This is a genomic window from Roseofilum halophilum BLCC-M91 (assembly GCF_030068445.1).
In the GTDB taxonomy this organism is placed as follows: domain Bacteria; phylum Cyanobacteriota; class Cyanobacteriia; order Cyanobacteriales; family Desertifilaceae; genus Roseofilum; species Roseofilum halophilum.
Map to the genome: position 1 here is coordinate 1 of NZ_JAQPOK010000154.1, position 21,262 is coordinate 21,262.

15 protein-coding genes are annotated in these 21,262 nt (G+C 46.4%); 8 read left to right on the forward strand and 7 right to left on the reverse strand.

Annotated elements, in window-relative coordinates; all coding sequences use genetic code 11:
• Window positions 1-262 precede the first annotated feature (262 nt).
• Window positions 263-2,869: a type I DNA topoisomerase gene (topA, locus tag PJF56_RS19845; RefSeq protein ID WP_283764448.1), complete on the reverse strand. Its 2,607-nt coding sequence runs from the start codon at window positions 2,867-2,869 to the stop codon at window positions 263-265.
• 465 nt (window positions 2,870-3,334) lie between these two features.
• Here topA and PJF56_RS19850 point away from each other — a divergent pair, with 465 nt between their 5' ends.
• From PJF56_RS19850 to PJF56_RS19875, 6 genes are all read left to right on the forward strand, one after another.
• Window positions 3,335-5,032: a SpoIIE family protein phosphatase gene (locus PJF56_RS19850; RefSeq protein ID WP_283764449.1), complete on the forward strand. Its 1,698-nt coding sequence runs from the start codon at window positions 3,335-3,337 to the stop codon at window positions 5,030-5,032.
• Between the two features lie 5 nt (window positions 5,033-5,037).
• Window positions 5,038-5,466 carry an ATP-binding protein gene (locus PJF56_RS19855; RefSeq protein WP_283764450.1) on the forward strand — a complete coding sequence of 143 codons (429 nt, stop codon included), beginning with the start codon at window positions 5,038-5,040 and terminating at the stop codon, window positions 5,464-5,466.
• A 31-nt stretch (window positions 5,467-5,497) separates the two neighbouring features.
• On the forward strand, window positions 5,498-6,451 hold the full coding sequence (gene queG / locus PJF56_RS19860; protein ID WP_283764451.1) for a tRNA epoxyqueuosine(34) reductase QueG: 954 nt from the start codon (window positions 5,498-5,500) through the stop codon (window positions 6,449-6,451).
• A gap of 104 nt (window positions 6,452-6,555) precedes the next feature.
• The gene (locus PJF56_RS19865) at window positions 6,556-8,256 is read left to right on the forward strand and encodes a metallophosphoesterase family protein (RefSeq protein ID WP_283764452.1); all 1,701 of its coding nucleotides are present in this window, start codon (window positions 6,556-6,558) and stop codon (window positions 8,254-8,256) included.
• Between the two features lie 221 nt (window positions 8,257-8,477).
• Window positions 8,478-8,693: a hypothetical protein gene (locus PJF56_RS19870; RefSeq protein ID WP_283764453.1), complete on the forward strand. Its 216-nt coding sequence runs from the start codon at window positions 8,478-8,480 to the stop codon at window positions 8,691-8,693.
• A 72-nt stretch (window positions 8,694-8,765) separates the two neighbouring features.
• Window positions 8,766-9,182 carry an ExbD/TolR family protein gene (locus tag PJF56_RS19875; protein ID WP_283764454.1) on the forward strand — a complete coding sequence of 139 codons (417 nt, stop codon included), beginning with the start codon at window positions 8,766-8,768 and terminating at the stop codon, window positions 9,180-9,182.
• 55 nt (window positions 9,183-9,237) lie between these two features.
• Here PJF56_RS19875 and PJF56_RS19880 read toward each other — a convergent pair whose 3' ends face one another.
• The 3 genes from PJF56_RS19880 to sat all read right to left on the reverse strand — a co-directional run bounded on the left by PJF56_RS19880 (window position 9,238) and on the right by sat (window position 14,710).
• Window positions 9,238-10,947 (reverse strand): tetratricopeptide repeat protein, encoded by a 1,710-nt coding sequence (locus PJF56_RS19880; protein ID WP_283764455.1) that lies wholly within the window; start codon window positions 10,945-10,947, stop codon window positions 9,238-9,240.
• Between the two features lie 104 nt (window positions 10,948-11,051).
• Window positions 11,052-13,370, reverse strand: coding sequence for a caspase family protein (locus PJF56_RS19885; RefSeq protein WP_283764456.1), 2,319 nt, complete (start codon window positions 13,368-13,370; stop codon window positions 11,052-11,054).
• 164 nt (window positions 13,371-13,534) lie between these two features.
• The gene (sat, locus tag PJF56_RS19890) at window positions 13,535-14,710 is read right to left on the reverse strand and encodes a sulfate adenylyltransferase (RefSeq protein WP_283764457.1); all 1,176 of its coding nucleotides are present in this window, start codon (window positions 14,708-14,710) and stop codon (window positions 13,535-13,537) included.
• Between the two features lie 319 nt (window positions 14,711-15,029).
• Between sat and PJF56_RS19895 the strand changes: the two genes are divergently transcribed.
• Window positions 15,030-15,236 (forward strand): hypothetical protein, encoded by a 207-nt coding sequence (locus tag PJF56_RS19895; protein ID WP_283764458.1) that lies wholly within the window; start codon window positions 15,030-15,032, stop codon window positions 15,234-15,236.
• Between the two features lie 123 nt (window positions 15,237-15,359).
• Entirely contained in the window at window positions 15,360-16,316 is a 957-nt protein-coding gene (locus PJF56_RS19900) for a Fic family protein (protein ID WP_283764459.1), read from the forward strand.
• A 59-nt stretch (window positions 16,317-16,375) separates the two neighbouring features.
• Here PJF56_RS19900 and PJF56_RS19905 read toward each other — a convergent pair whose 3' ends face one another.
• From PJF56_RS19905 to PJF56_RS19915, 3 genes are all read right to left on the reverse strand, one after another.
• Entirely contained in the window at window positions 16,376-17,536 is a 1,161-nt protein-coding gene (locus PJF56_RS19905) for a lipid-A-disaccharide synthase-related protein (protein ID WP_283764460.1), read from the reverse strand.
• 337 nt (window positions 17,537-17,873) lie between these two features.
• A complete protein-coding gene (locus PJF56_RS19910) occupies window positions 17,874-19,178 on the reverse strand; it encodes a hybrid sensor histidine kinase/response regulator (RefSeq protein WP_283764461.1) in 1,305 nt (434 codons plus the stop codon).
• A gap of 3 nt (window positions 19,179-19,181) precedes the next feature.
• Window positions 19,182-21,053, reverse strand: coding sequence for a two-component system response regulator (locus PJF56_RS19915; protein ID WP_283764463.1), 1,872 nt, complete (start codon window positions 21,051-21,053; stop codon window positions 19,182-19,184).
• Window positions 21,054-21,262 lie beyond the last annotated feature (209 nt).

The following is a 21,262-nucleotide window of genomic DNA, read 5'->3' on the forward strand; positions in this document are numbered from 1 at the left end:
AGAATAAACTTAGTTTAGCGCACTTAACGCTAAATTGACAACGGAAAGAAATTAACATCACGGCGGTTAAAACCGCTCGTGTCGCATTTCATCCCCCACTTAAAAGATGGAGGCTTTCATGCTCCCGCTATTTTCCCGTAAAGGGCTTGTCCTCCCCTGCTGCGGATAGGGCCGCTTCCTGGGGCAATTTCCACAGTTTTTCCACAAGCTTTGGAAGTTTTCCACAAGACTTTGAGGAAAAAGGGAAGAACTTGCCCGGTTTTCACTGGGCCTTTTTACGACTGCGGGAGCGGGAACTGCTCGTTTTGCTTGTTTTACTGCTTTTCTTCGCCTTGAGTAACTCTAGGGCTTCGTCTAAGGTTACCTCTTCAACCGGCCGCTCCTTCGGTACGCTGGCATTGACTTTACCATGCTTCACATAGGGGCCATAGGGGCCGTCATAAAGGTTAATCGCCTCTCCATCCTCTGGATGTTTGCCCAGCTCTCGCAGGGGTTCCTTGGTCTTTCCGCGACCTCCTCCCTTGGTTCGCTTCGGTTGGGCTAGTAATTCCAGGGCGCGATCGAGGCCAATAGTTAAGATATCATCATCTTTCTTCAAAGAGCGATAATCCTTACCCTCTTTGCCTTGATCGTGGACAACATAGGGGCCAAAGCGACCTAAACCCGCTTTAACATTCGCTCCAGTTTCGGGATGTTGTCCTAAAAGTCGCGGTAAAGAGAGCAAACCCACGGCCATATCCAAGGTGACATCTTCCGGTTTCATCCCTTTGGGTAAAGAAGCGCGTTTGGGTTTTTTGTTTTCCTCGGAAACCTCGCCAAGCTGCACATAGGGGCCATACGTGCCATTGAGCATAAAAATTTCCTCACCCATTTCCGGATGAACACCGAGGCAGTCCGGCCCCTCGGTTTTTTGCTTGATCAGGGTTTGCACCTGATCCCGATCTAGGGTATCCGGGGTTAAATGGGGGGGAATAGAAGCCCTCAGAGGTTCATCTTCTCCATTTTCGACCACCACATAGGGGCCGTATTTCCCTAAGCGGACTTTTGCCTCTAAGCCCTCTAATTCCAAGGTTTTGGCCGTATTGGGATCGATTTGGCTCTCCCGCTCTTTGACCTGGGTTTCGAGACCGGTTTCACCCTGATAAAAAGTTTTCAGATAGGGCAACCATTCCACTTCCCCCGTAGAAATATCATCTAGGGTTTGTTCCATGCGGGAGGTGAACTGGGTATCAACAAGATCGGGAAAATGTTGCTCTAGCAGGTTCGTCACGGCAAAAGCTGTAAACGAAGGCACAAGGGCCTTGTTAATCATCTGGGCATACCCCTTGCCAATAATCGTATCAATAATACTGGCGTAGGTACTGGGGCGGCCGACTCCTTCTTTTTCTAGGGTTTTGACGAGGGAGGCTTCCGTGTAGCGAGCGGGGGGTTGGGTTTGGTGACCGATCGCCTCCAATTGTTTACAATCGGGACGATCGCCTGCCTTGAGTTCGGGCAGCAGTACCTCCTGATTTTCCAAAGCCGCATCGGGATCATCGGAACCCTCCACATAAGCGCGGAAAAAGCCAGGAAAATTAATCCGTTTGCCAGAGGAACGAAACTCCGCCGTTTCCACTTGCAGGTTAACCGCAATTTGAGTTAACTGGGCGTTGGCCATTTGAGAAGCTACTGTGCGCTTCCAAATCAGGTCATAAAGTTTAGCTTCCCGCCCGTCTAACCCCGTTTCTTGGGGCGTGCGAAACTGCTTTCCGGCAGGACGGATAGCTTCATGAGCTTCCTGCGCTCCCTTCGTTTTGGTGCTGTATTGGCGAGGTTGGGGGGAGAGGTATTCGGGGCCATATTTTTGTTCTACACAACTGCGTGCTGCGGCGATCGCCTCCTTCGACAAATGCACCGAATCCGTCCGCATATAGGTAATATAGCCCTGCTCGTACAAATTTTGCGCCGTCCGCATCGTCTCCTTCGCCGACAAACCCAATTTTCGGTTCGCTTCCTGTTGCAAAGTCGAAGTCGTAAAGGGAGGAGAAGGTTTGCGTGTCGTCGGCTTTTCATCCACCTCCGTCACCGTCCAAACTTTTCCTTCTAACTGCTTTTGCAGCGCCTTCGCTTCCGTTTCATTGAGCAGTTTCACCTTACGGTTTTTAACAATTTTTCCCGTTTCCGGATCAAAATCACTACCGGTGGCAATTTTCACCCCATCCAGGCTCATCAACCGGGCTTCAAACGCCGTTTTCGTCTGCTCCAAAGTCGCCTTCAGATCCCAATACGATCCCTGATGAAACGCTCGCCGTTCCCGCTCGCGAGCCACCAACAACCGCACCGCCACTGACTGTACCCGTCCGGCTGAGAGTTTCGGCGCTATCTTTTTCCACAATAAAGGAGAAATCGTATAGCCCACCAAACGGTCTAAAATCCGCCGGGTTTCCTGAGCATGAACCAATTGCAGATCGATATCCCGGCAGTTTTTCAGGGCTGCCCGAATCGCCTCTTGGGTAATCTCATGAAAGACCATCCGTTTAATGGGAACCTTGGGTTTGAGCAGTTCCTTCAGATGCCAGCTAATGCTTTCACCTTCTCGGTCTTCATCCGTGGCCAGAATTAACTCATCGGCTTTTTTCAGGGCATCCTTGAGTTCTTTAACCACTTTCTTTTTATCTTTGGGAATCACATAAAGGGGTTCAAAGTTTGCTTCCACATTGACTCCCAATTGGGCCCATTTTTCGCCTTTAACGCTGGCAGGAATTTCATCAGCCGCCGAGGGGAGGTCTCGAACATGACCCATAGAAGCTTCCACTTGATAGCCTGTGGGTAAAAAGTTGCGGATAGTTCGCGCTTTGGTTGGAGATTCAACAATAACGAGAGTTGACATAGGGCATTGGGGGAATAGATCGGCTGAGATGGATCAATGAATCTCTAGCTAGTTTGTCAACTTGAAAGATTTTTGTGCAATTGTCAAGGGAGAAAACATTAAGATTTATGGGAATGGGTAATCGGTAATCGGTAATCGGTAATCGGGAATGGGCAAAACTGGGTTTGACCCTTTCATTGTTATATCCGATTTCTCCCCATTCCCCCATTCCCCCACTCCCCCACTCCCCCATCCCCCTATTCAGGCCTAGTCCAGTCGGTGTAAACTGTCTAATAATGCAGATCAATATCCCAAAATATTCAACTGCTTCGAGCAAATGATCCTGTAGATTGAGATGACCTTGACAAACATCATGAAATCTAGTATAGATAGCAGCTTTGAATGGCCCGTTAAACCGAAAATCTTATCCCCACTGGGTAAGATTATCTACTATAGTGTCAAACTAACCTGCAATGGGAGCGTGGCATGAGTCAAGGTGAACGCCGAGAACGACGGAGCAAAAAAGCCAAATTAATGGTCGTTGATGACGAGCGGGATAACCTCGATCTACTGTATCGAACCTTTCGACGGGACTTTCAAGTTTACCGCGCCGAAAGTGCTAAAGCCGCTCTAGAGATTCTGGATCAGGAAGGAGAAATGGCGATCATTATCTCTGACCAACGGATGCCAGAAATGAATGGGACGGAGTTTCTAGGTAAAAGCGTCGAAAAGTATCCAGACACCATCCGCATCTTGTTAACGGGTTATACGGATGTGGAAGATTTGGTTGAGGCCATTAATGCGGGGAAGGTGTTTAAGTATATTGTTAAACCCTGGAACCCGACGGAACTGAAGGCTTTAATTGAGCAAGCCTCAGACACCTACCAAGTCATTAAACAAAGTACGAATAATTTGAGGCGATCGCTACGACGGGAGTCGATTCAAAATACGGTGATGACCGCCCTCAGAGATAAGCTGGATTACAACAGCATGTTGCAAAATATCAGCGAAACCGTGGGCAAGAATTTTGAAGCGGATTTTTGTTGTCTTCAGTCTGTGGAAGAGAATAAGTTAACGGAACATCGGTTTACCTATTGTAATCCGTCCGAAGCGGCAGACGAGGCGAATTTACTCAATGCCCCAGACTCTCAAGCCTTAATTCAAGCGGCTTTTGAGAGTCATCAAACCCAAAGTCAACGGTATGCAGAAGGCGATCGCCCCTATCTACACTTAGCCGTCCCCCTAAGCTATCAAGAGAGCCTCTTTGGTATCCTCTCCCTCTACCAATATGACACCGATGGTCTTTGGCCCGATGAGGATGTTCAACTGCTAGAGAGCATTATCGAACAAGCCTCCCTAGCCCTCTCCCAAGCCAAACTCTATGAACGAGCAACTCAACTAGCCAATCAATTGCAATCGGAACTTGAAGTTGCTCGTCAATTTCAGGCCAACCTACTCCGGCAAAGTTGGCCTGAAATTGATGCAGTTGATGTCCAAGCCTATTGCTATCCCGCACGGGAAGTCGGTGGCGATTTCTTTGAAGTCTATGTCCATCCCCAAGGCGATATTTGGGTAGCCGTCGGTGATGTATCGGGTAAAGGGGTTCCGGCTGCCCTATTTATGGCCAGCGCCATTTCCGTACTGCGACGAGAACTGTCTCAGGATACTTCTCAGGAGCCGAATGAAGTGATTCGGAATCTCAATAGTTCCCTGATCGATGATTTGACGAGTAATAACTCTTTTATCACCATGGCAGTAGCTCGCTATCGTCCTTCTACTCAGGAACTTGCCTATGCCAGTGCCGGCCATGTTTATCCCCTGGTTTGGTCTCACAAAAAACTGATGGAACAATTGGCGGCAAATGAACCGGTTACGGTAGAACCCAATATTCTCAAAGTTCGCGGAATTCCGGTGGGTATTTTACCCGTTTGGAAGGCTCAGTCTGGACAGGTGAAAATGGAACCAGGAGATGTGTTATTACTCACCAGTGATGGCATTACTGAAGCGAAAGATCCGGGTGCAGGTCAACCGGATTCAGAGGCCATGCTGAATCAAGAAGGGTTATGGAGATTGTTAATTGAACAACCGGGCAAACTGAATTTAACCCAACTGCTTGATAGTGTTCGAGCAGATAATGCTATACAAGAAGATGATCAAACGCTGCTATCTTTGGAGGTTTTGTAGGTCTGATGAAAACTGAGCTAAATGTGCCAAGCGATTTGAAATTTCTGGGAATTGTTGAGTCCTGGTTATTAGGCTGTTTGGAAGTGGAACTGGGGGAATCCCCGGATTGGTCAAGACAATCAACTCGGTTTCGATTGGCCTTAGTGGAAGCCTATTCTAATGTGGTTCGCCATGCCCATAAAGATAAGGCGGAATTGCCGGTGGTCATGTGTTTAGAACTCAAGGATAATGACATTACCCTAGAGGTTTGGGATCACGGTCAAGGCTATGATTTGGCTACCTATTTGCCTCCCGATCCCGAACAAAAACAGGAAGGGGGTTATGGGTGGCTGATTATGAATCGGTTGATGGATCGGGTGGAGTATCGCCTACAAATAGATGGTCGTAATTGTCTCAAACTAGAGGCGAGTGTACCGGGTTTACAGCAAGAATAATTTAGGTTGCAAAGGTGAGTTGGGGGAATTGATGTCTGATGATTCTGGAACCTTAAGTTCAGAACAGGTGAAAGAAAAAGCGGTTGATCTTGGCTTTAGTCAAGTGGGGATAGCGGTGTTCGATGGGGCGATCGCCCAAAAAGCGGCTCAACGACTGCAAAACTGGTTAGCCCAGGGCTATCATGGGGATATGGATTGGATGGCAAATCCGAAACGCCAGGATATTCGTGCAGCTTTCCCCCAAGTTGCCTCAATTATTAGTTTATCGCTCAATTATTATACGCCCTATTCCCAACCCCAAGGGCCAGAGTATGGCAAAATTTCTCGGTATGCTTGGGGACGGGATTATCATCGAGTCATGGGCAAAAAGTTAAAGGGGTTTACGGCTTGGTTGCAGCAGCAGGGGCAAGATATTAAACTTAAGTCCTATGTGGATACCGGGCCGGTTCAAGATAAACTTTGGGCCCAAAGGGCAGGGTTGGGTTGGGTGGGGAAACATGGTAATCTGATTACCCGTAAATTTGGCTCTTGGGTGTTCTTGGCGGAAATTTTGACAAATTTGCCCTTAGAGCCGGATAAACCCCATACAGAGCATTGTGGCACTTGTGTGCGCTGTATTCAGGCTTGCCCGACGGGGGCGATCGCCAAACCCTTTGTGGTCGATGCCAATCGCTGTATTGCCTATCACACGATCGAAAACCGTGCTGAGGAACTGCCGGAGGCGATCGCCAAAAACCTCAACGGATGGGTTGCCGGATGTGACATTTGTCAAGATGTTTGCCCCTGGAATGAACGCTTCGCCCAACCTACGCAGATCGAAGAGTTTCATCCCTATCCGGACAACCTTGCCCCCAAACTTATCGATCTAGCTAACCTCTCTGAACAAGAGTGGGATCAACGCTTTCGTGCTTCAGCCCTCAGACGCATTAAACCCCAAATGTGGAGAAGAAACGCCCAAGCCAATATTAATATTGTTAACCGATGACTCAAAGTAGGCGATGGAATAACGGTATAATTCTGTTGATTAGCACAGTGGCGCTAATGGCTTTAGGTTGGCTTAGTGCTACATTGATATCTCCTCCATTTTCTATGTTTCCAGAATATCTATTAACCGATCCCTTTTTGCAATTTCCCACTGAAACGACGGTGAAAGTCGTTTGGTTTACCCCGTTTCCGGGATATGAGCATCGGGTGGTTTATGGGGAAAATTTAGAGCGTCAAGTGCAGGCAACAACGACAAAATTAAGCCGCACCCGTGAGGATAAGGTATCCCATCTTGAGGAAACGGTGTTAGAGCAACCGGGGGAGTCTCCGGTACTCCGAGATATTTGGCGACATGAGGGGAAAATTACAGGATTAATGCCTGGGGAAAAATTGCCCTATCAAGCGATCAGTGTCCATGATAATCGTCAGGAGATTAGGAGCGATCGCTTCATCCTCAGTTCCAGTCCCCAATCGGGAACGCCATTAAAAATTTTACTCACTTCAGACCACCAGCATAAGCCCATGACTGCGGCAAATATTCAGAAAGTTAGGGAAACTGTTGGGGCTGTTGACGCTATTTTCTTTGCCGGAGACTTAGTGGATATCCCGGATCGCGCTTCCGAATGGTTTGACGATCGCCGGGGGAATGCCTTTTTCCCAGTGCTGCAAGGACGGGCAAATTATGACTTAGACAAAAATGGAACCACGACAACCTATACAGGAGCCGCTTTAATCCAAAATGCGGCCCTATTCCCGGCTTTGGGCAATCATGAAATTATGGGAAAATGGTCTGAAGAACGAGGATTAAACGATCAGTTTAATGGTTCCTATCCTCGTGTAGTGGCAGAAGCTGATTATCAACGGCAAGCGGATCGGATTAATCCCAGTGGCGATGAGACGATTAAAAATGCTTGGATTAAAGATCGCAGCTTTAATAGCGATACCTACGAAGAAATTTTTAGTTTGCCCGAAAGTCCAGGTAATGGGCGCTATTATGCCGTTACGTTTGGGGATATTCGCTTGGTGGTTCTCCAGATAACGAATATGTGGCGATCGCCAAATTTATCGGCTAATAGTCAAGGACGGTTCCGGGAGCGCGATCGGGACTTAAATCAACCCCAAAATTGGGGCTATGGACAACATATTTTTGAACCCATTACCCCCGGTAGTCCCCAATACGAATGGTTAAAAGCAGAACTGAATTCCCCAGAATTTCAACGGGAAAAATATAAAATTGTCATGTTTCACCATCCCCCCCATTCCCTAGGGGAAAATATTGTGCCTGCTTATACCGATCCGGTGCAAATAGTGGATCGAGATCCTGATGGCAATCCCTTAGTGATTCGCTACGAGTATCCGAAAGAAAACGATTATATTATCCGGGATGTAATCCCCTTATTAGAAGCAGCGAAGGTTGACCTGGTATTATATGGTCATTCCCATCTGTGGAATCGCTTTACTAGCCCCACAGGAATTCACTTTTTAGAAACCTCTAATGTGGGCAATACTTACGGCGCTTATCTGAAGATGGAGCAATCTCGGCGTTATGTTCCCCCAGGATATGAACCGGAATATGTACCTGTAGGCGATCCCAATGGCTTAGATCCCATTATCCCTAACCTAGATCCGCTCAGGGACAAGAACCAACCGTTACCCTATGTTGCCAGTAATGATTTGACGGTGTTTAGTCTTTTAGATACCGGAGAGGGAACGGTGAGCAGTTACATCTTTGATACCCGCCATCCGGAGTCTGAAGTGGTGAAGTTTGATGAATTCACAATTCTAAATATGACAGCTTCTCCCTAAAATCTATAGCGATCGCTTCTCTCATTGATGAATAAATATTAACTTTTATCTCGAAATTTCCCACAAATGAGCAATAATGACTAAGAAAGATTAAGTATATCAACAATTTCAAAATTTAGAACTTTCATATTGTTCACGTTCATTAAAACTTGCTTAAACCCCCCCCAAAAGTCCTAACCTCATGTTAGATTCCGATTGAGCAGTTCTCAGGAGAGAGAATCATGAATACATTGGATTCATATAGCCTCAGCCTATTCCCTGAAGAAGATTTAATAGAAAAGTTCTCTAGAATCTATAGTACGGGTTTTGTTAGTTCAGATGAGTATCATCGCTTAGAATCCTCGGTTTCCTCCTCTAGACTACAGGCTGAAGAAATTGATATGATCAGCCGTCTTCGTCACGCGGTTAAGCGCGGATGGGTGAAAACGATCGCCTAAAGTTAATTGGGTTCCCTAGCCTGAAGTGCATGAGATACACTAGGGTTGGTAATTTTCCTAGACTCTCATTCCATGCGTTTAGTTGATGACGATCCCGATCTTGCGCCTCAAATCAACATCTTGCCGATGATTGATGTGATCTTCTCTATTTTGACGTTTTTCATGATTGGGACGTTGTTTTTAACTCGAAATGAGGGCTTACCCGTTAATTTGCCCCAAGCAGGAACGGGGGAAGTTCAGCAGCAGGAGCGAATTACTGTATCGATTGATGCTGAAGGAAGCCTTGCCCTGAATGAAACGATGATTCCTTTAGAGCAACTGGAAGCGGGAATCGTTGAGTTAATGGAATCTAACTCATCCCAGTTAGTGGTTTTAAAGGCGGATGAGGCGATCGCCCATGGACGGGTGATCCAGGTTATGGATACGCTCCGAAAAATTCCAGGGGTGCGTTTGGCGATCGCCACGGAACAATTAACAATTAACAATTAACAATTAACAATGGGGAACGGGTAACCGCTCTCCCCCAATTCCTCCTCTCCTTTTTCTAAGATGCAGGAGTAGCAACCTTTAAATCTCCAGCCATGATTCGCTTAAACACTTGATGATTGCGAACGGATTCTAAATCAGCATCATTTTGAGCCAATTCCCGATACATGGGATTAATTTTAATGGCACGATGGAGACTAATCAGGGAAGATTTTTGATCGCCCATTAAGGCATAACAATAGGCTTTATTGTAATGGGCATTGGCATGATCGGGTTTACATTTGAGGGCTTCATCGAGACTCGATAGAGCTTCTTTATAGCGTTGCAGTTTGCCGAGAGTATATCCCCGGTTATCCCAAGCTTCATATTTATCGGGTTGCAGCCGTAGGGCTTGTTCGTAGGAAGAAATCGCCTCTTCAAAGCGCTCTAATTTTTCTAGAGCGTTGCCCCGGTTATTCCAATAATCCGCTTTATTCTCTTCTAATTCGATCGCCCGATCGTAGGCGTTCAGAGCGTCCTCATACCGTTGCAGTTCATACAACACATAGCCTTTAGCATACCAGACTTCTGGATTATTGCCTTGCAAACCGAGAACCTGATTATAGGAATCTAAAGCCGGTTCATAGCGCCGCAGTTGGGCTAAAGAATTACCGCGCTGTTGCCAGAGTAAGGGATCGTCGGCTCGATATTGAATTGCTTTATCATAGGCAGATACGGCTTCTTCGTAGCGCTGAAGTTTCACCAAGACATTGGCTAAATTCATCCAAATCAGGGGATCGGATTGTTTATAACTCACCGCTTTTTGATAGGATTCTAAGGATTGTTCATAGTTTTGTAATTTGGCCAGGGTTCCGCCGCGATTATTCCAGGCTTCTGGAAAATTTTCCCGTATTGTTAAGGCTCGATCGTAGGAGGCGATCGCCTCTTGATGACGGCCGAGTTTTGCTAATGCACCGCCCCGGTTATTCCAGGCTTCCGGAAAATGGGTTTGATGGGCGATCGCCTGATCGTAAAGGGTAATCGCCTCATGATACCGACCTTGCAAAAACTGCGTATCTCCTTGTCTGAGATATTCATTAGCCGCCTTAGAATAGGACGGTGGCGGGGGGGGTTGTACGCCATTTGTCCCATTTGTCCCATTTGTCCCATTCGCTCCATTTGTCCCATTTGCCCCATTTGCCCCATTGCTATTTTGCACAGCATTGGCTGCTTCAGTTAACCGAGGCAAAACTTCCGCCAATTTCTGATACACTTCATCTTTGGCTTTTTCTGTCTCAGCCGCAATCCCTTTTAATTCAGAGACTGCTTCTGATTTGGCTTGATTAATTTGTTGTTCGGCTAATAATTCCTTTTCCGAGATCGCCTCTAACACCGTTTCCGCAGAGCTAATCGTTTGTGTAATTGACGACACGGCATCCTGTTGAAAACTCGCCAACTCCTGTTTATGCAATTCAGTTTGTTGCCTTAATCGTTGTAGCTGTAGCCAAAATCCAATGGTGACCAAGGCAAAAAACAACGCTAAAAATGCCACAAACAAGGCATTCATCGACACTAGGGTACTGAAAAACGTGGCCTCGACCTCATCGGCGATCGCCTCGCGCACCTCAGAATCCAATCTTCCCCCTTGAGCGATAAGCTGTTCTTGTTGTCGGGTTTCTCTCCCTCGACTCTGCTCGGTGAGCATCCCTTGAGCGGCTGAAGATTCAACCCCTACCATATTTCCCAGTCCTCCCGTAGACCACAGCAGGGTAGAGAGGAGCAATGCCATCTGATTGTTCATGATAGATTGAGTGCCAATGAGTGCAAAACCTGCAAGATGTCTCCAAATTATCCCATTTTCAGTTTAATTGACGAGTGCATTTGCATACATTTCTAGACCACGCGGTAAATAAAGCTTAATGAACACCAAGCCTTAACAGACAAGGCATAACTATCCGGTTTGATCCATTCTGGGTCAATTTCTGCACGACTTGCCTGATGTAAATCCTCTAAAACCGCTTTGGCTGTCGCTCCGGGGTTTTTGACCGTTCCCGATAATCCCTTAGCTCCCGCAGAAGCTTCTGCTAACTTCAAGACCTTAGCCGTTTGAGTAAAGGGAGCCACACTAAAGATCGCTTGAGTTTGGGCTAATCCTTCTCCACAGCATACCGTCCATTCGACCGGGGCGATCGCCTCTGGCAATACAATACTCTCTCCTGGGGGAATCACCAACTGTTGATTCTCCATGGCCAACTCAGGCTCTGTTTTGTCACCAGAGCTGGGGGTCGCACTTTTAGGAGAGATCGAGACCTTAGAAGGTTGAAAGATCTTTAACATCCCAGAATGATCCCAACCCAATAACAGCACGTATACAGGCCGATCCTCTTGGTTATGGAGACGATAACCAATTTGAGTGCCAATCTCCAGATTCAACAGAGAGGGCAGTTTAGCCGTCGAAGTTCGCGGCAGAGGCGATCGCGGCGGTTCCTGTCTAGCCAGCAGTTGCCGTTCGGGGTTGAGTTTCTCTAAGGTTGCTCGCACTGCCAAATGAGACGATCCTTGATTAAGCGTTAACTGTAGCAGTTTCATACCCCAGAGGATATCCAGGGTAGGCGTTAACCGACGAACGGCTGTTTTCACCGCTTCATCCTTTTCTCCTAGGGTCTGGGGAATCAACTCTAAGCCAGGGGAAAAGAGGCCATAGCTGTTGTGGAGATTGGCTCCCTCGGATAGATCGGAATGCTTCACTTGACTAAATACACAATTCACCGCTTGACTCGATTCCCCTAACACCACGGTAGACACATTGGGAATGGCAGAAAAGGCACTGGTGGCATCTACCCGTTCAATTCGTTCTAAGTCCTCGCAAATACCCACGACTAAGTTTATAGAACGGGAGAGAAAACGCACCGTTTCTTGGATCAGGGCCCCCTTTTGTGGGTGGGGTGGGTTTTCCGTGTTCGGGATGAGTGCTTTCGCCTTTAATCCTTCAATGGAGCGCAGTTCAATTCGAGTCTTTGAGTCGGGATCAGAGTCTGGGTTGGGGACGATTCTAAACAGGCTATGGGGTTGATAGTTATTCAGAACTTGCGGATAGAGTCCTCCTAGCCATAGGGTTAAGGTTTTGCCATCTTCGGCGATCGCCTGGATCGTCCCTTCTGCCCCCTCCCGATTCAGGGGTTGCCATTGGCTAATGGTTTGGCTTGGTTCCTGACTTTTTTCACCACTTAAACGGGGTTGTTCGCGATCGCCAGCCAGTTGTTGCACCTGATTAGAGACGGTCGCTAAACTCACCGGTAAACGAGTTTCAGGGGTTGCTAACCAGAGATTTTGAGTTAACCCATAGGTTAATAATCCCGCACTAAAGCCACGCCATTGACTCTCAAAAGCCTGTTGTCCCCGCACTTGACTCGGCGCGGGGGTCACCCCTTGTTCGATGGGCCGTTGAATGGGCGTAGCGGCAGAAATCACCACCCCTGGCAACTGTCCAAAGCGACGCTGAACCCGCAATTGTTCCGCATCCGCTTTGAGAGTATTTCGCAGTTCATCTTGCAGCCCTTGCACCTCTGGAGTCAGTTCAATCGCGCCACTTTCCCAACTCTGTTTCCCACTCGGATAAGAGCGTCCCCGTAGGGTTCCCACCTGTTGCCGCTCCAGGGGTGCATAACTGGTATCGAGAATCGTCACCACTTGAGAGGTTTTCAGGGATTTGAGCAACAGTTGTAGGGTAGATTCTAGGAGATCGTTAATTGGCCCTCCAGAGGCTTCTAGGGCATTGCCGTCAATGGGGACTAAGCTACTTTGCAGCTCTACTGGACTCTCTCGAGTCTGTACGCAGCGACCATAGCCACTAAAGTGGAAGACCACCACATCATCGGCCCCCGCTTGGGAAATCAGATGATTAATAAAAGCGGATTCAATTTGTTCACGGGTAGCTTGCTCATTGGTGAGGGTTAGTATATCGCGGGAACTAAATCCTAGGCGATGGACTAACAATTCCCGTTGCAGTTCCACATCGGTTACGCATCCTTGGAGTTTGAGGCTCTCTTTCAGGGGATATTGATTAATACCCACCAAAAGAGCCAACTTCCGAGAGGTCGGTTTGGCGATCGCCGCCAGAGCGCGATCGCTCATCTGCCATAAACTCGCTTCACTTATGCCTAATGTGGCTAAGGCTAACCCTGCCTGCTGTAGAAATTCCCGCCGCTTCATAATCTACCATCAGCTATCCGCTCTCCGCTATCAGCCTATCAGCTTTTCAGCCTTTTTCGTTTATCGGTAATCGTTTATCGGTAATCGGTAATCAGTAATCGTGTTAAATCTGTAGCCAGTAGAGTGGGGAATTCCCCACCTACTAGCCAACGGGTGCAACCGGTCTATTGTTGCTGGGCCTGCATAGCTTTCGCTAACTCAGCCGCCACTTCTGGACGGGAAAACTCTGGCGGTGGCAGTTGTCCCGACCGTAACATCGCCCGCACTTTAGTCCCCGATAAATGAATCCGGTCTTCCGGTTTACTGGGACTGGTTTTCGCCGTCGCCATGCCTCCCGTTAACTTGCAGTAAAAGGCATGTTCAAACTTCATCGGCACAATCCCCAATTCTGACGGTTCAAACTCATCAAAAATATATTGGGCATCATAGGTTCCATAATAGTCCCCAACCCCCGCATGATCGCGACCCACAATAAAGTGAGTACAGCCATAATTTTTCCGCAAAATCGCATGGAAAATCGCTTCTCTGGGGCCAGCGTAGCGCATCGCCGCCGGATTAATGGCCAACATCACCCGGTCTTGGGGATAATAGTTTTCTAGAATAATTTCATAGCACCGCATCCGCACATCCGCCGGAATATCGTCACTCTTGGTAGCTCCCACAAGAGGATGCAGCAGCAGACCATCAACGGTTTCCATGGCACATTTTTGAATATACTCATGGGCCCGATGGACGGGGTTACGGGTTTGAAAACCCACGATCGTTTTCCAGCCTTTTTCCTTAAATGCTGCCCGCGTGTCAGCCGGGTCAATTTGATAGTTAGGGAACAGGGGATGGGGGTCTCGTTGCAAGAGCCAAATGGGCCCGGCTAAATTCACTTCTCCCTGTTCATAAACCACTTTTACCCCTGGATGTTTTTCGTCGTCTGTACGATAAACATTTTGGGCTTCATGGGTTTTGTTATATTGATACTTCTGAGTTAATTCTAAAATGCCCACAAAGCGGCCGGAAGGGTCATCTAAACGCACCCAAGATCCTTCTTGTAAAGGGTCAGCTACCTCTTTGCTGACCGATAGGGTGATGGGAATAGCCCAGGGGAGTCCATTGGCTAGACGCATGTCAGTGACTACGGTTTCATAGTCTTTTTGTTCCATAAAACCGGTTAAGGGGCTAAATCCACCAATGGCAATTAAGGCCAGGTCAGAAAAGGCGCGATCGTCGAGTTGTACCCTGGGAAGGGTGTCCGCTTTTTGTAAATATTCTTGCTTTTCTTCTGGGGTAACCACTCGGTTGATCAGTTGACCCCCATGGGGAGGAATGCCGTCAGGATGAATAGTCATAGAATAAGGCGCTTGGCGCGGTAATTAGGTAATCAGTAATGGGCACAAGGAAAACTGTTTTTCTCTTAACAGTGCCCATTATAAGGTCTGGCCTGGTCTGCTCCGTGGTAGGAAGCGTCTCTCATAACAGCGAAAATTGCTGTAAGGCTGTCAGTGGGGGAGATAAAACCAGGTTGTGCCGCATTCATCGTACCAAGTTTTGTTCCCCTATCAGGACTATAGCATCATTAATCCTTGGATCGATCTAGCTCATATGTAGCATTTTTTTAGATTTGATATGATAGAAGGCAATTCTTTTATCATTGAGGAGTGTGCGATCGTGAACAGTCAAGCTTTAGCCCACTATATTGAAGCCACCGATGGCATCTCAAAACCCTGGCTACTGGTTCAGCTAAGGCTACAAAAGCTACAAGAGCGTCGCCATGAACTAGAACCGGAAGAATACATGGAACACTTAACCGAAATTCACGAAGATTTAATGAAACTCGGCCAGTGGTGGAAAGGAATTGAGGATCAAGTCTTTTAGCCATTGGCTAGTATCGAAAGATTTGGCCCTCTCCCTATATCCCTCTCCCAGAGGAAAAGGGGTCAGGGGGGCACAACTGAGTATCGCATAGCTGGGAAAAACGCTGTTAGCAGGGAGTCAGGGATGAAGATCCAAGACAATGTACGGGTCGCCTCTTCTCGACTCTACGAGAAGTTTATCCAACAACTGATCGCTTTAAGTCAAGAACCTGGAGTTTCATTAACAGCTTTAATCTATAACTACTTAATGGTCAAACAGAACGCTAAATTAGAACAAATAAACCAACTCAAATCCTGGTTGGATGAATTTAGACCCTTTGATCCAGCGATCGTTACTGAACTAAAAAAACTCTATGATGTTCAATTTACCTATAACTCAAATGCCATAGAAGGAAATACCTTAACCCAAAGCGAAACTGAGTTAGTCTTAACCCAGGGAATTACGATTGGGGGTAAGACCCTTGATGAACATTTAGAAGTGATTGGACATAAAGAAGCCATCGACTATATTGAAACTTTAGCCCAGATTAACACAGAAATTAATGAATGGGAAATCAAACAAATCCACACTCTCATTTTGCGAAAAATCAACCCAAATGAAGCAGGAAGTTATCGCACTCTAGATGTGATGGCAGCCGGAACTAATTATCGTTATCCTCCCCATTATTTACTGCCTCAATTCATGAGAGAATTTATCCTCTGGCTCAATTCCGACTCAGCTTTAAAGCTTCATCCCGTGGAATATGCGACGAGGGTACATTATCGCTTTGTGTCGATCCATCCTTTCCGGGATGGCAATGGACGCACGGCTCGATTGTTGATGAATTTACTGTTGCTCCGGGCCGGCTATCCCATTGTGGTGATCGATAATCAAATTCGCAAGGATTATATTGATGCTCTCGCCTATGGACAACACAATCAAGATGATTTGAGTCCGCTTTTTGATCTAGTTTATGATGCGACTATTCGCTCCCTAGTGGGATTTTTGCGGGTGTTGGTGACGGCAGGGGCGAGTCAACATAAAGGGCAGACTTTTTATCAAGACATTACCGATTTTATCGATCGCACCATTAGGAAGTGAGAAGAAACCGGGTTTCTTTCCCCTGGGGAAGGGAGCGAAACGCGAACAACAGACCCCCATTACCTATTCGCTATAATTTCCTGGGCAAATCTCTGGGAGGCTCCTATGGGGCCAATCCGTTCTTGGCCATTTTTAACACAAGTTTCTAGATACTGCTTATCGCCGAGAATATCCACAATGGTGGTGGCTGCTTCTGCTAAAATAGCTGGTGTTGCCGGCCCTGTACCTACGGTGGTAATGGATGGCCCTAAAAGCCGCATTTGGGCTTCGGCAAATCGATAGGTAAATTGGGGGCCTTTGCCGACAATTTGAACGATAGGTTTGCCTAGGCCGACGGCTTGTTCTACGGCGGTTCCTGCCATACCAATCACTAGGTTACACTGGTGGAGAATGTCGGGGAAAGCGTCGAAATGATAGTGAATTGTGGTGTGATTTTTGGTGAGTTGGCCGGGGCTATAGTGCCAGCCTTCTTCAGTGGCTAGGGTTTGTAATTGAGTTGCGTTAATATTGGGCACTAAGGCGGCTTGAAATTGTAGATTCTGTTGAGAGGAGAGAATTTCACACAGGCGCAATTGTAGGGCAAAGTTTTCTAAGGCTTCGGGAAGACGACTACCGGGTAATAGGGCAATCATGGGTTGATTGGGGTCTAGATTTAAGGGTTTTCCGGTTGGCGTGAGGGTATCCATAAAGGGACACCCGATAAATGTGGTGTTGGGGAATCCTTGGTGCTGTAAATCCCTGGCAGTCAAGGCATCGCGGGTATAAATCTTTTGGCATTGGGGCGATCGCAAACACCGTGCCGTTAACCATGGTAACTTAACCTTGCCCTCATAGTAGCTCGACGTAGAGACCACAAACGCCAGATAAGGGCGACCGGTTAACTGGGCTAACCCAATGGGCACAATATCCCCAACCGCCACCAACAGGTCACAATGCCGACTATAGCGCTGAACCGCCCGAATTTGCCGCCAGGTTAAACCAATCAAACCCGAAAACAGGTCTTTAAGCAAATAAAGGGGATTCATATACCATATTCCCCCAGAGGGCAGAGTGCGCGTGGGGCCAATAATGGGCACACCTAAACGGCCATAGGCTCCCCCTGCCCCCACCAAAGGCATGGCCGCAACCTCCATCTGGGGATAAGACTCTTGCAATGCCTTAACAATTAAACTGCCATTGAGGTCTTCCCCATGGCCATTACTGAGGAATAATAGGGACATAGTATCAATTAAAAATTAAAAATTAAAAATTAAAAATTTTCAGGTCGGCGACAGCCGAAAACATTAAAAATGGGTTTGGGTTGGGGGCCACTTGGCTCTATGCGAGGCTCATACAGATAAATTACCCTATTGCAGGAGTACAAAGCCATAAAAAGGGCGGGTCTTGCCTAAAGCCGTCCCGCCACCTGGTCACCAAGGAGAAACCATAGAGTAATGACGAGTGACTCAGGCAGTAAGTTCCCAACTCAGACAAAAATTCCGTCTCAGGAAAAAATGGGTTAAATTCTTACTCATTACTCATTACTCATTACTCATTACTGGCGCAGCGCAAAGCGCTTTATTCCTTCACTGGCAAGATTAGGGTAAAGGTTGTTCCTTGTCCAAGTTGCGAGGTAAAGTCTAGGGTTCCTTGATGTTTGTCTTCAATAATTTCACGGGAAATCGCCAACCCTAGTCCTGTGCCTTTATTGACTCCTTTGGTCGTGAACAAATAATCAAAAATTTTCTGTTGGATGTCTGGCTTCATGCCTATACCATTATCTTGGATCTCAATTTTGACTTGATTTCCATCCGCATCATAACTGGTGGCAATCTCAATTTCATTCGGCTGATTTTGGATTTCCTCATAACTTTTTCCCTGATTAGAATCTTCTAATGCATCAATGGCATTGGCTAATAAGTTCATGAACACCTGATTTAATTGTCCCGGATAACAGGGAACGGGGGGTAATTCTCCGTAGTTTTTAGTAATTTTAATTTCGGGTCGATAGTCTTTCGCCTTCAGTCGATGCCTGAGAATCATGATGGTGCTGTCAATGCCATCATGACAATGAAAGGACACTTTTTGATCGCTATCGGCACGGGAAAAGGTACGCATGGATTGACTAATGTTAGTAATGCGATTGGTTCCTTCTTCCATGGATTTGAGCAGTTTAGGAAAGTCTTCGAGTAAATACTCAAAGTCAATTTCTTCTAATTCATCAAGAATGTCATCATCGGGTTCAGGGTATTTTTCTTGATAGAGTTGAACGAGTTGAATTAAGTCTTGGGCATAATTTTTGGCTTCAGCAATATTACCGGCAATAAACCCGACCGGATTGTTGATTTCATGGACAATTCCAGCTACAAGTTGACCCAAAGAGGACATTTTTTCGGTTAACACCAATTGAGACTGGGCTTTTTTGAGTTCTGCGGTTCTTTCTTCAACTTTTTGTTCCAAGGAAGCGTTCACAGTGGCCAGTTCTTGGGTCAGAGATTTTAATTTCAAGTGCAGGTTAATTCTGGCTAGGACTTCTTCTTGCTGAAAGGGTTTGGTAATATAATCAACGGCTCCTGAACTGAGTCCTTTGACTTTATTGTTAGCATCTGCAAGAGCAGTCATGAAAATAATTGGGATGGTGTTAATTTTGGGGTCTTCTTTGATGCGATGGCAAGTTTCAAAGCCATCAATTCCTGGCATCATGATATCGAGTAATATCAAATCTGGCTGGATAGAAGTGAGTTTTTCTAAGGCATTTAAGCCATCTTTGGCGACTAATACCTTAAATCCTTCTTCTTTGAGAAAGTTGAATAAAACTTTGATATTGGTGGGATTGTCGTCAACCACCAGCAGGGTTTTTTGATCGGTGGAAGAAGTGTTCATAGGTCAATTTATGCGGTAATTTTGGATAAACTGAGTGGCCGCTTCAGGATTTAGGGGTTTTGCAAATAAAAACCCTTGGCCAAATTCGCACCCTATTTCTTTGACGATATTCAGTTGTTCTTGGGTTTCTATGCCTTCAGCAACCAGATCCATACCGAGATGGTGAGCTAAGGAAATCATGGTTTGGATGATGGCTAAACCTTCTGCACTATCTAGACGAGAAACAAAACATCGATCAATTTTGAGTGTATCTACAGGAAAAGAATGGAGACGACTTAAGGAGGAATATCCTGTGCCGAAATCATCAATACAAATTTTTATTCCTTGATGATGAATTTCTTCTAGGATTTTAGTGGGCATTCCTTCATTTTCTAAAAAGGCACTTTCGGTGACTTCGAGTTTGAGTTGATGGGGTGAAATATCATATTTTTTAGAAATATTAGAAATAGTCTTGAGCAGGTGAAAGTTTTGCAATTGCAAGGGGGAGAGATTGACGTTAATGACTAAATTTTGGGTGGGGGACAATTGTTGATGCCACTGTTGCAGTTGCTGACAGGCTAAGGTAAGGGCAATGAATCCTAGTTCTTCAATACATCCGGTTTCTTCGGCTAGGTCAATAAAGTGTCCGGGGGAAATGAGTCCCCGTTGAGGATGTTGCCAGCGAATTAAGGCTTCAAAACCGACGAGTTGATGGCTATTGAGGGCGATAATGGGTTGATAGTGTAGCTCGAATTGTTGGTTGTGGATGGCGAGCGGTAATTCGGCTTCGAGTTGAATGCGTTCTAAGGCGCGAGATTGGAGCTGGGGGTTGAGGATGCAATACCCGGTTTTTCCGGCGCGTTTGGCTTCTGACATGACGATATCTGCGTCGCGGAGAATGTCGGTCATTTGCCGATAGCCGAGGATGGATGGAATGATGCCGATGCGAGCATGGAGGGTAATGGGATAGTGACCGATGGTAATGGGCGATCGCAGATGGTCTAAGATCCGGTTGGCGATCGCCTCTATATCCGTCTGTTCATTCATTTCTAGTATTAACAAAAACTTGTCTCCCCCCAAACGCGCCACTTGTCCTTGTCCTCGCCAGCATCCTAACAGGCGATCGGCCACCACTTTTAGCACTCGATCCCCAATGCGATGCCCCAAATGATCGTTCACTCGCTTAAAATGGCCTAAATCTAAGAACAAAATCCCGTAGTTGGTCTGAGAGGAACTGGGAAAATGGTCTAACAATGTTGATAAATATTGGGTCACCCACAACCGGTTATACAATCCCGTCAGATGATCGTGAGAAGCTTCATAACTGAGTTGCTCTTCTCTGGCTTGTAATTTCTCTAAGGCTAACGAAAGCTGCTCTGTACGCTCGATAACGCGACTTTCCAAGTCTTCATTTAGATGCTTTAATTGGGTTTGTGCTAATAGCCTGGCTTGAACTTCTTTATGGAGTTGCTGGTTCTTGTCCCGTAGGTTTTGAGTTAAAGAGCGGAGCTTCAGATGCAGTTGAATTCGACTTAATACTTCTTCTTGATAGAAGGGTTTGGTAATGTAGTCCACAGCACCGAGTTGGAATCCCTTAACCTTATCTTCGCTCTCGGATAAAGCCGTCATGAAAATAACGGGAATATCTTGCGTCTGGGGATTGCCTTGTAGTTGCCGACAGACCTCAAACCCACTTAATTCGGGCATCATCACATCTAGTAGAATTAAATCAGGATAGGTTTGATGCACTTTTTCTAATGCATTTTTGCCATCTGTGGCCACTAATACCCTAAACCCTGATTTTTTCAGCAAGTTAAATAGCACCCTAAGATTGTTGGTATTATCATCAACAATGAGAATTAGTCCAGATTGGGTTGTCTTGATTAGGTTGACCATATCTGCATATTGTGATCCGATCGCTTGTATACCTGATTGGTTGCTCCATCAATCTGTACATCTTCTTTCTAAGAGGTAACTCGCTTTGATTGTAGCACTATTGTTTATCATTTACGGGCAGGTTCTCCAGTGGGTGAGCGCTCTCACCTAGCTTTTGAGGCAAAATTAACTTGAGATTAAATTAACGTTAAACTGCGATCGCTAAAAAT

Coding starts and splice junctions, on each gene's coding strand:
- topA (WP_283764448.1), bottom strand. CDS start 2,869: ATGTCAACTCTCGTTATTGTTGAATCTCCAACCAAAGCGCGAACTATC.
- PJF56_RS19850 (WP_283764449.1), top strand. CDS start 3,335: ATGAGTCAAGGTGAACGCCGAGAACGACGGAGCAAAAAAGCCAAATTA.
- PJF56_RS19855 (WP_283764450.1), top strand. CDS start 5,038: ATGAAAACTGAGCTAAATGTGCCAAGCGATTTGAAATTTCTGGGAATT.
- queG (WP_283764451.1), top strand. CDS start 5,498: ATGTCTGATGATTCTGGAACCTTAAGTTCAGAACAGGTGAAAGAAAAA.
- PJF56_RS19865 (WP_283764452.1), top strand. CDS start 6,556: ATGTTTCCAGAATATCTATTAACCGATCCCTTTTTGCAATTTCCCACT.
- PJF56_RS19870 (WP_283764453.1), top strand. CDS start 8,478: ATGAATACATTGGATTCATATAGCCTCAGCCTATTCCCTGAAGAAGAT.
- PJF56_RS19875 (WP_283764454.1), top strand. CDS start 8,766: ATGCGTTTAGTTGATGACGATCCCGATCTTGCGCCTCAAATCAACATC.
- PJF56_RS19880 (WP_283764455.1), bottom strand. CDS start 10,947: ATGGCATTGCTCCTCTCTACCCTGCTGTGGTCTACGGGAGGACTGGGA.
- PJF56_RS19885 (WP_283764456.1), bottom strand. CDS start 13,370: ATGAAGCGGCGGGAATTTCTACAGCAGGCAGGGTTAGCCTTAGCCACA.
- sat (WP_283764457.1), bottom strand. CDS start 14,710: ATGACTATTCATCCTGACGGCATTCCTCCCCATGGGGGTCAACTGATC.
- PJF56_RS19900 (WP_283764459.1), top strand. CDS start 15,360: ATGAAGATCCAAGACAATGTACGGGTCGCCTCTTCTCGACTCTACGAG.
- PJF56_RS19905 (WP_283764460.1), bottom strand. CDS start 17,536: ATGTCCCTATTATTCCTCAGTAATGGCCATGGGGAAGACCTCAATGGC.
- PJF56_RS19910 (WP_283764461.1), bottom strand. CDS start 19,178: ATGAACACTTCTTCCACCGATCAAAAAACCCTGCTGGTGGTTGACGAC.
- PJF56_RS19915 (WP_283764463.1), bottom strand. CDS start 21,053: ATGGTCAACCTAATCAAGACAACCCAATCTGGACTAATTCTCATTGTT.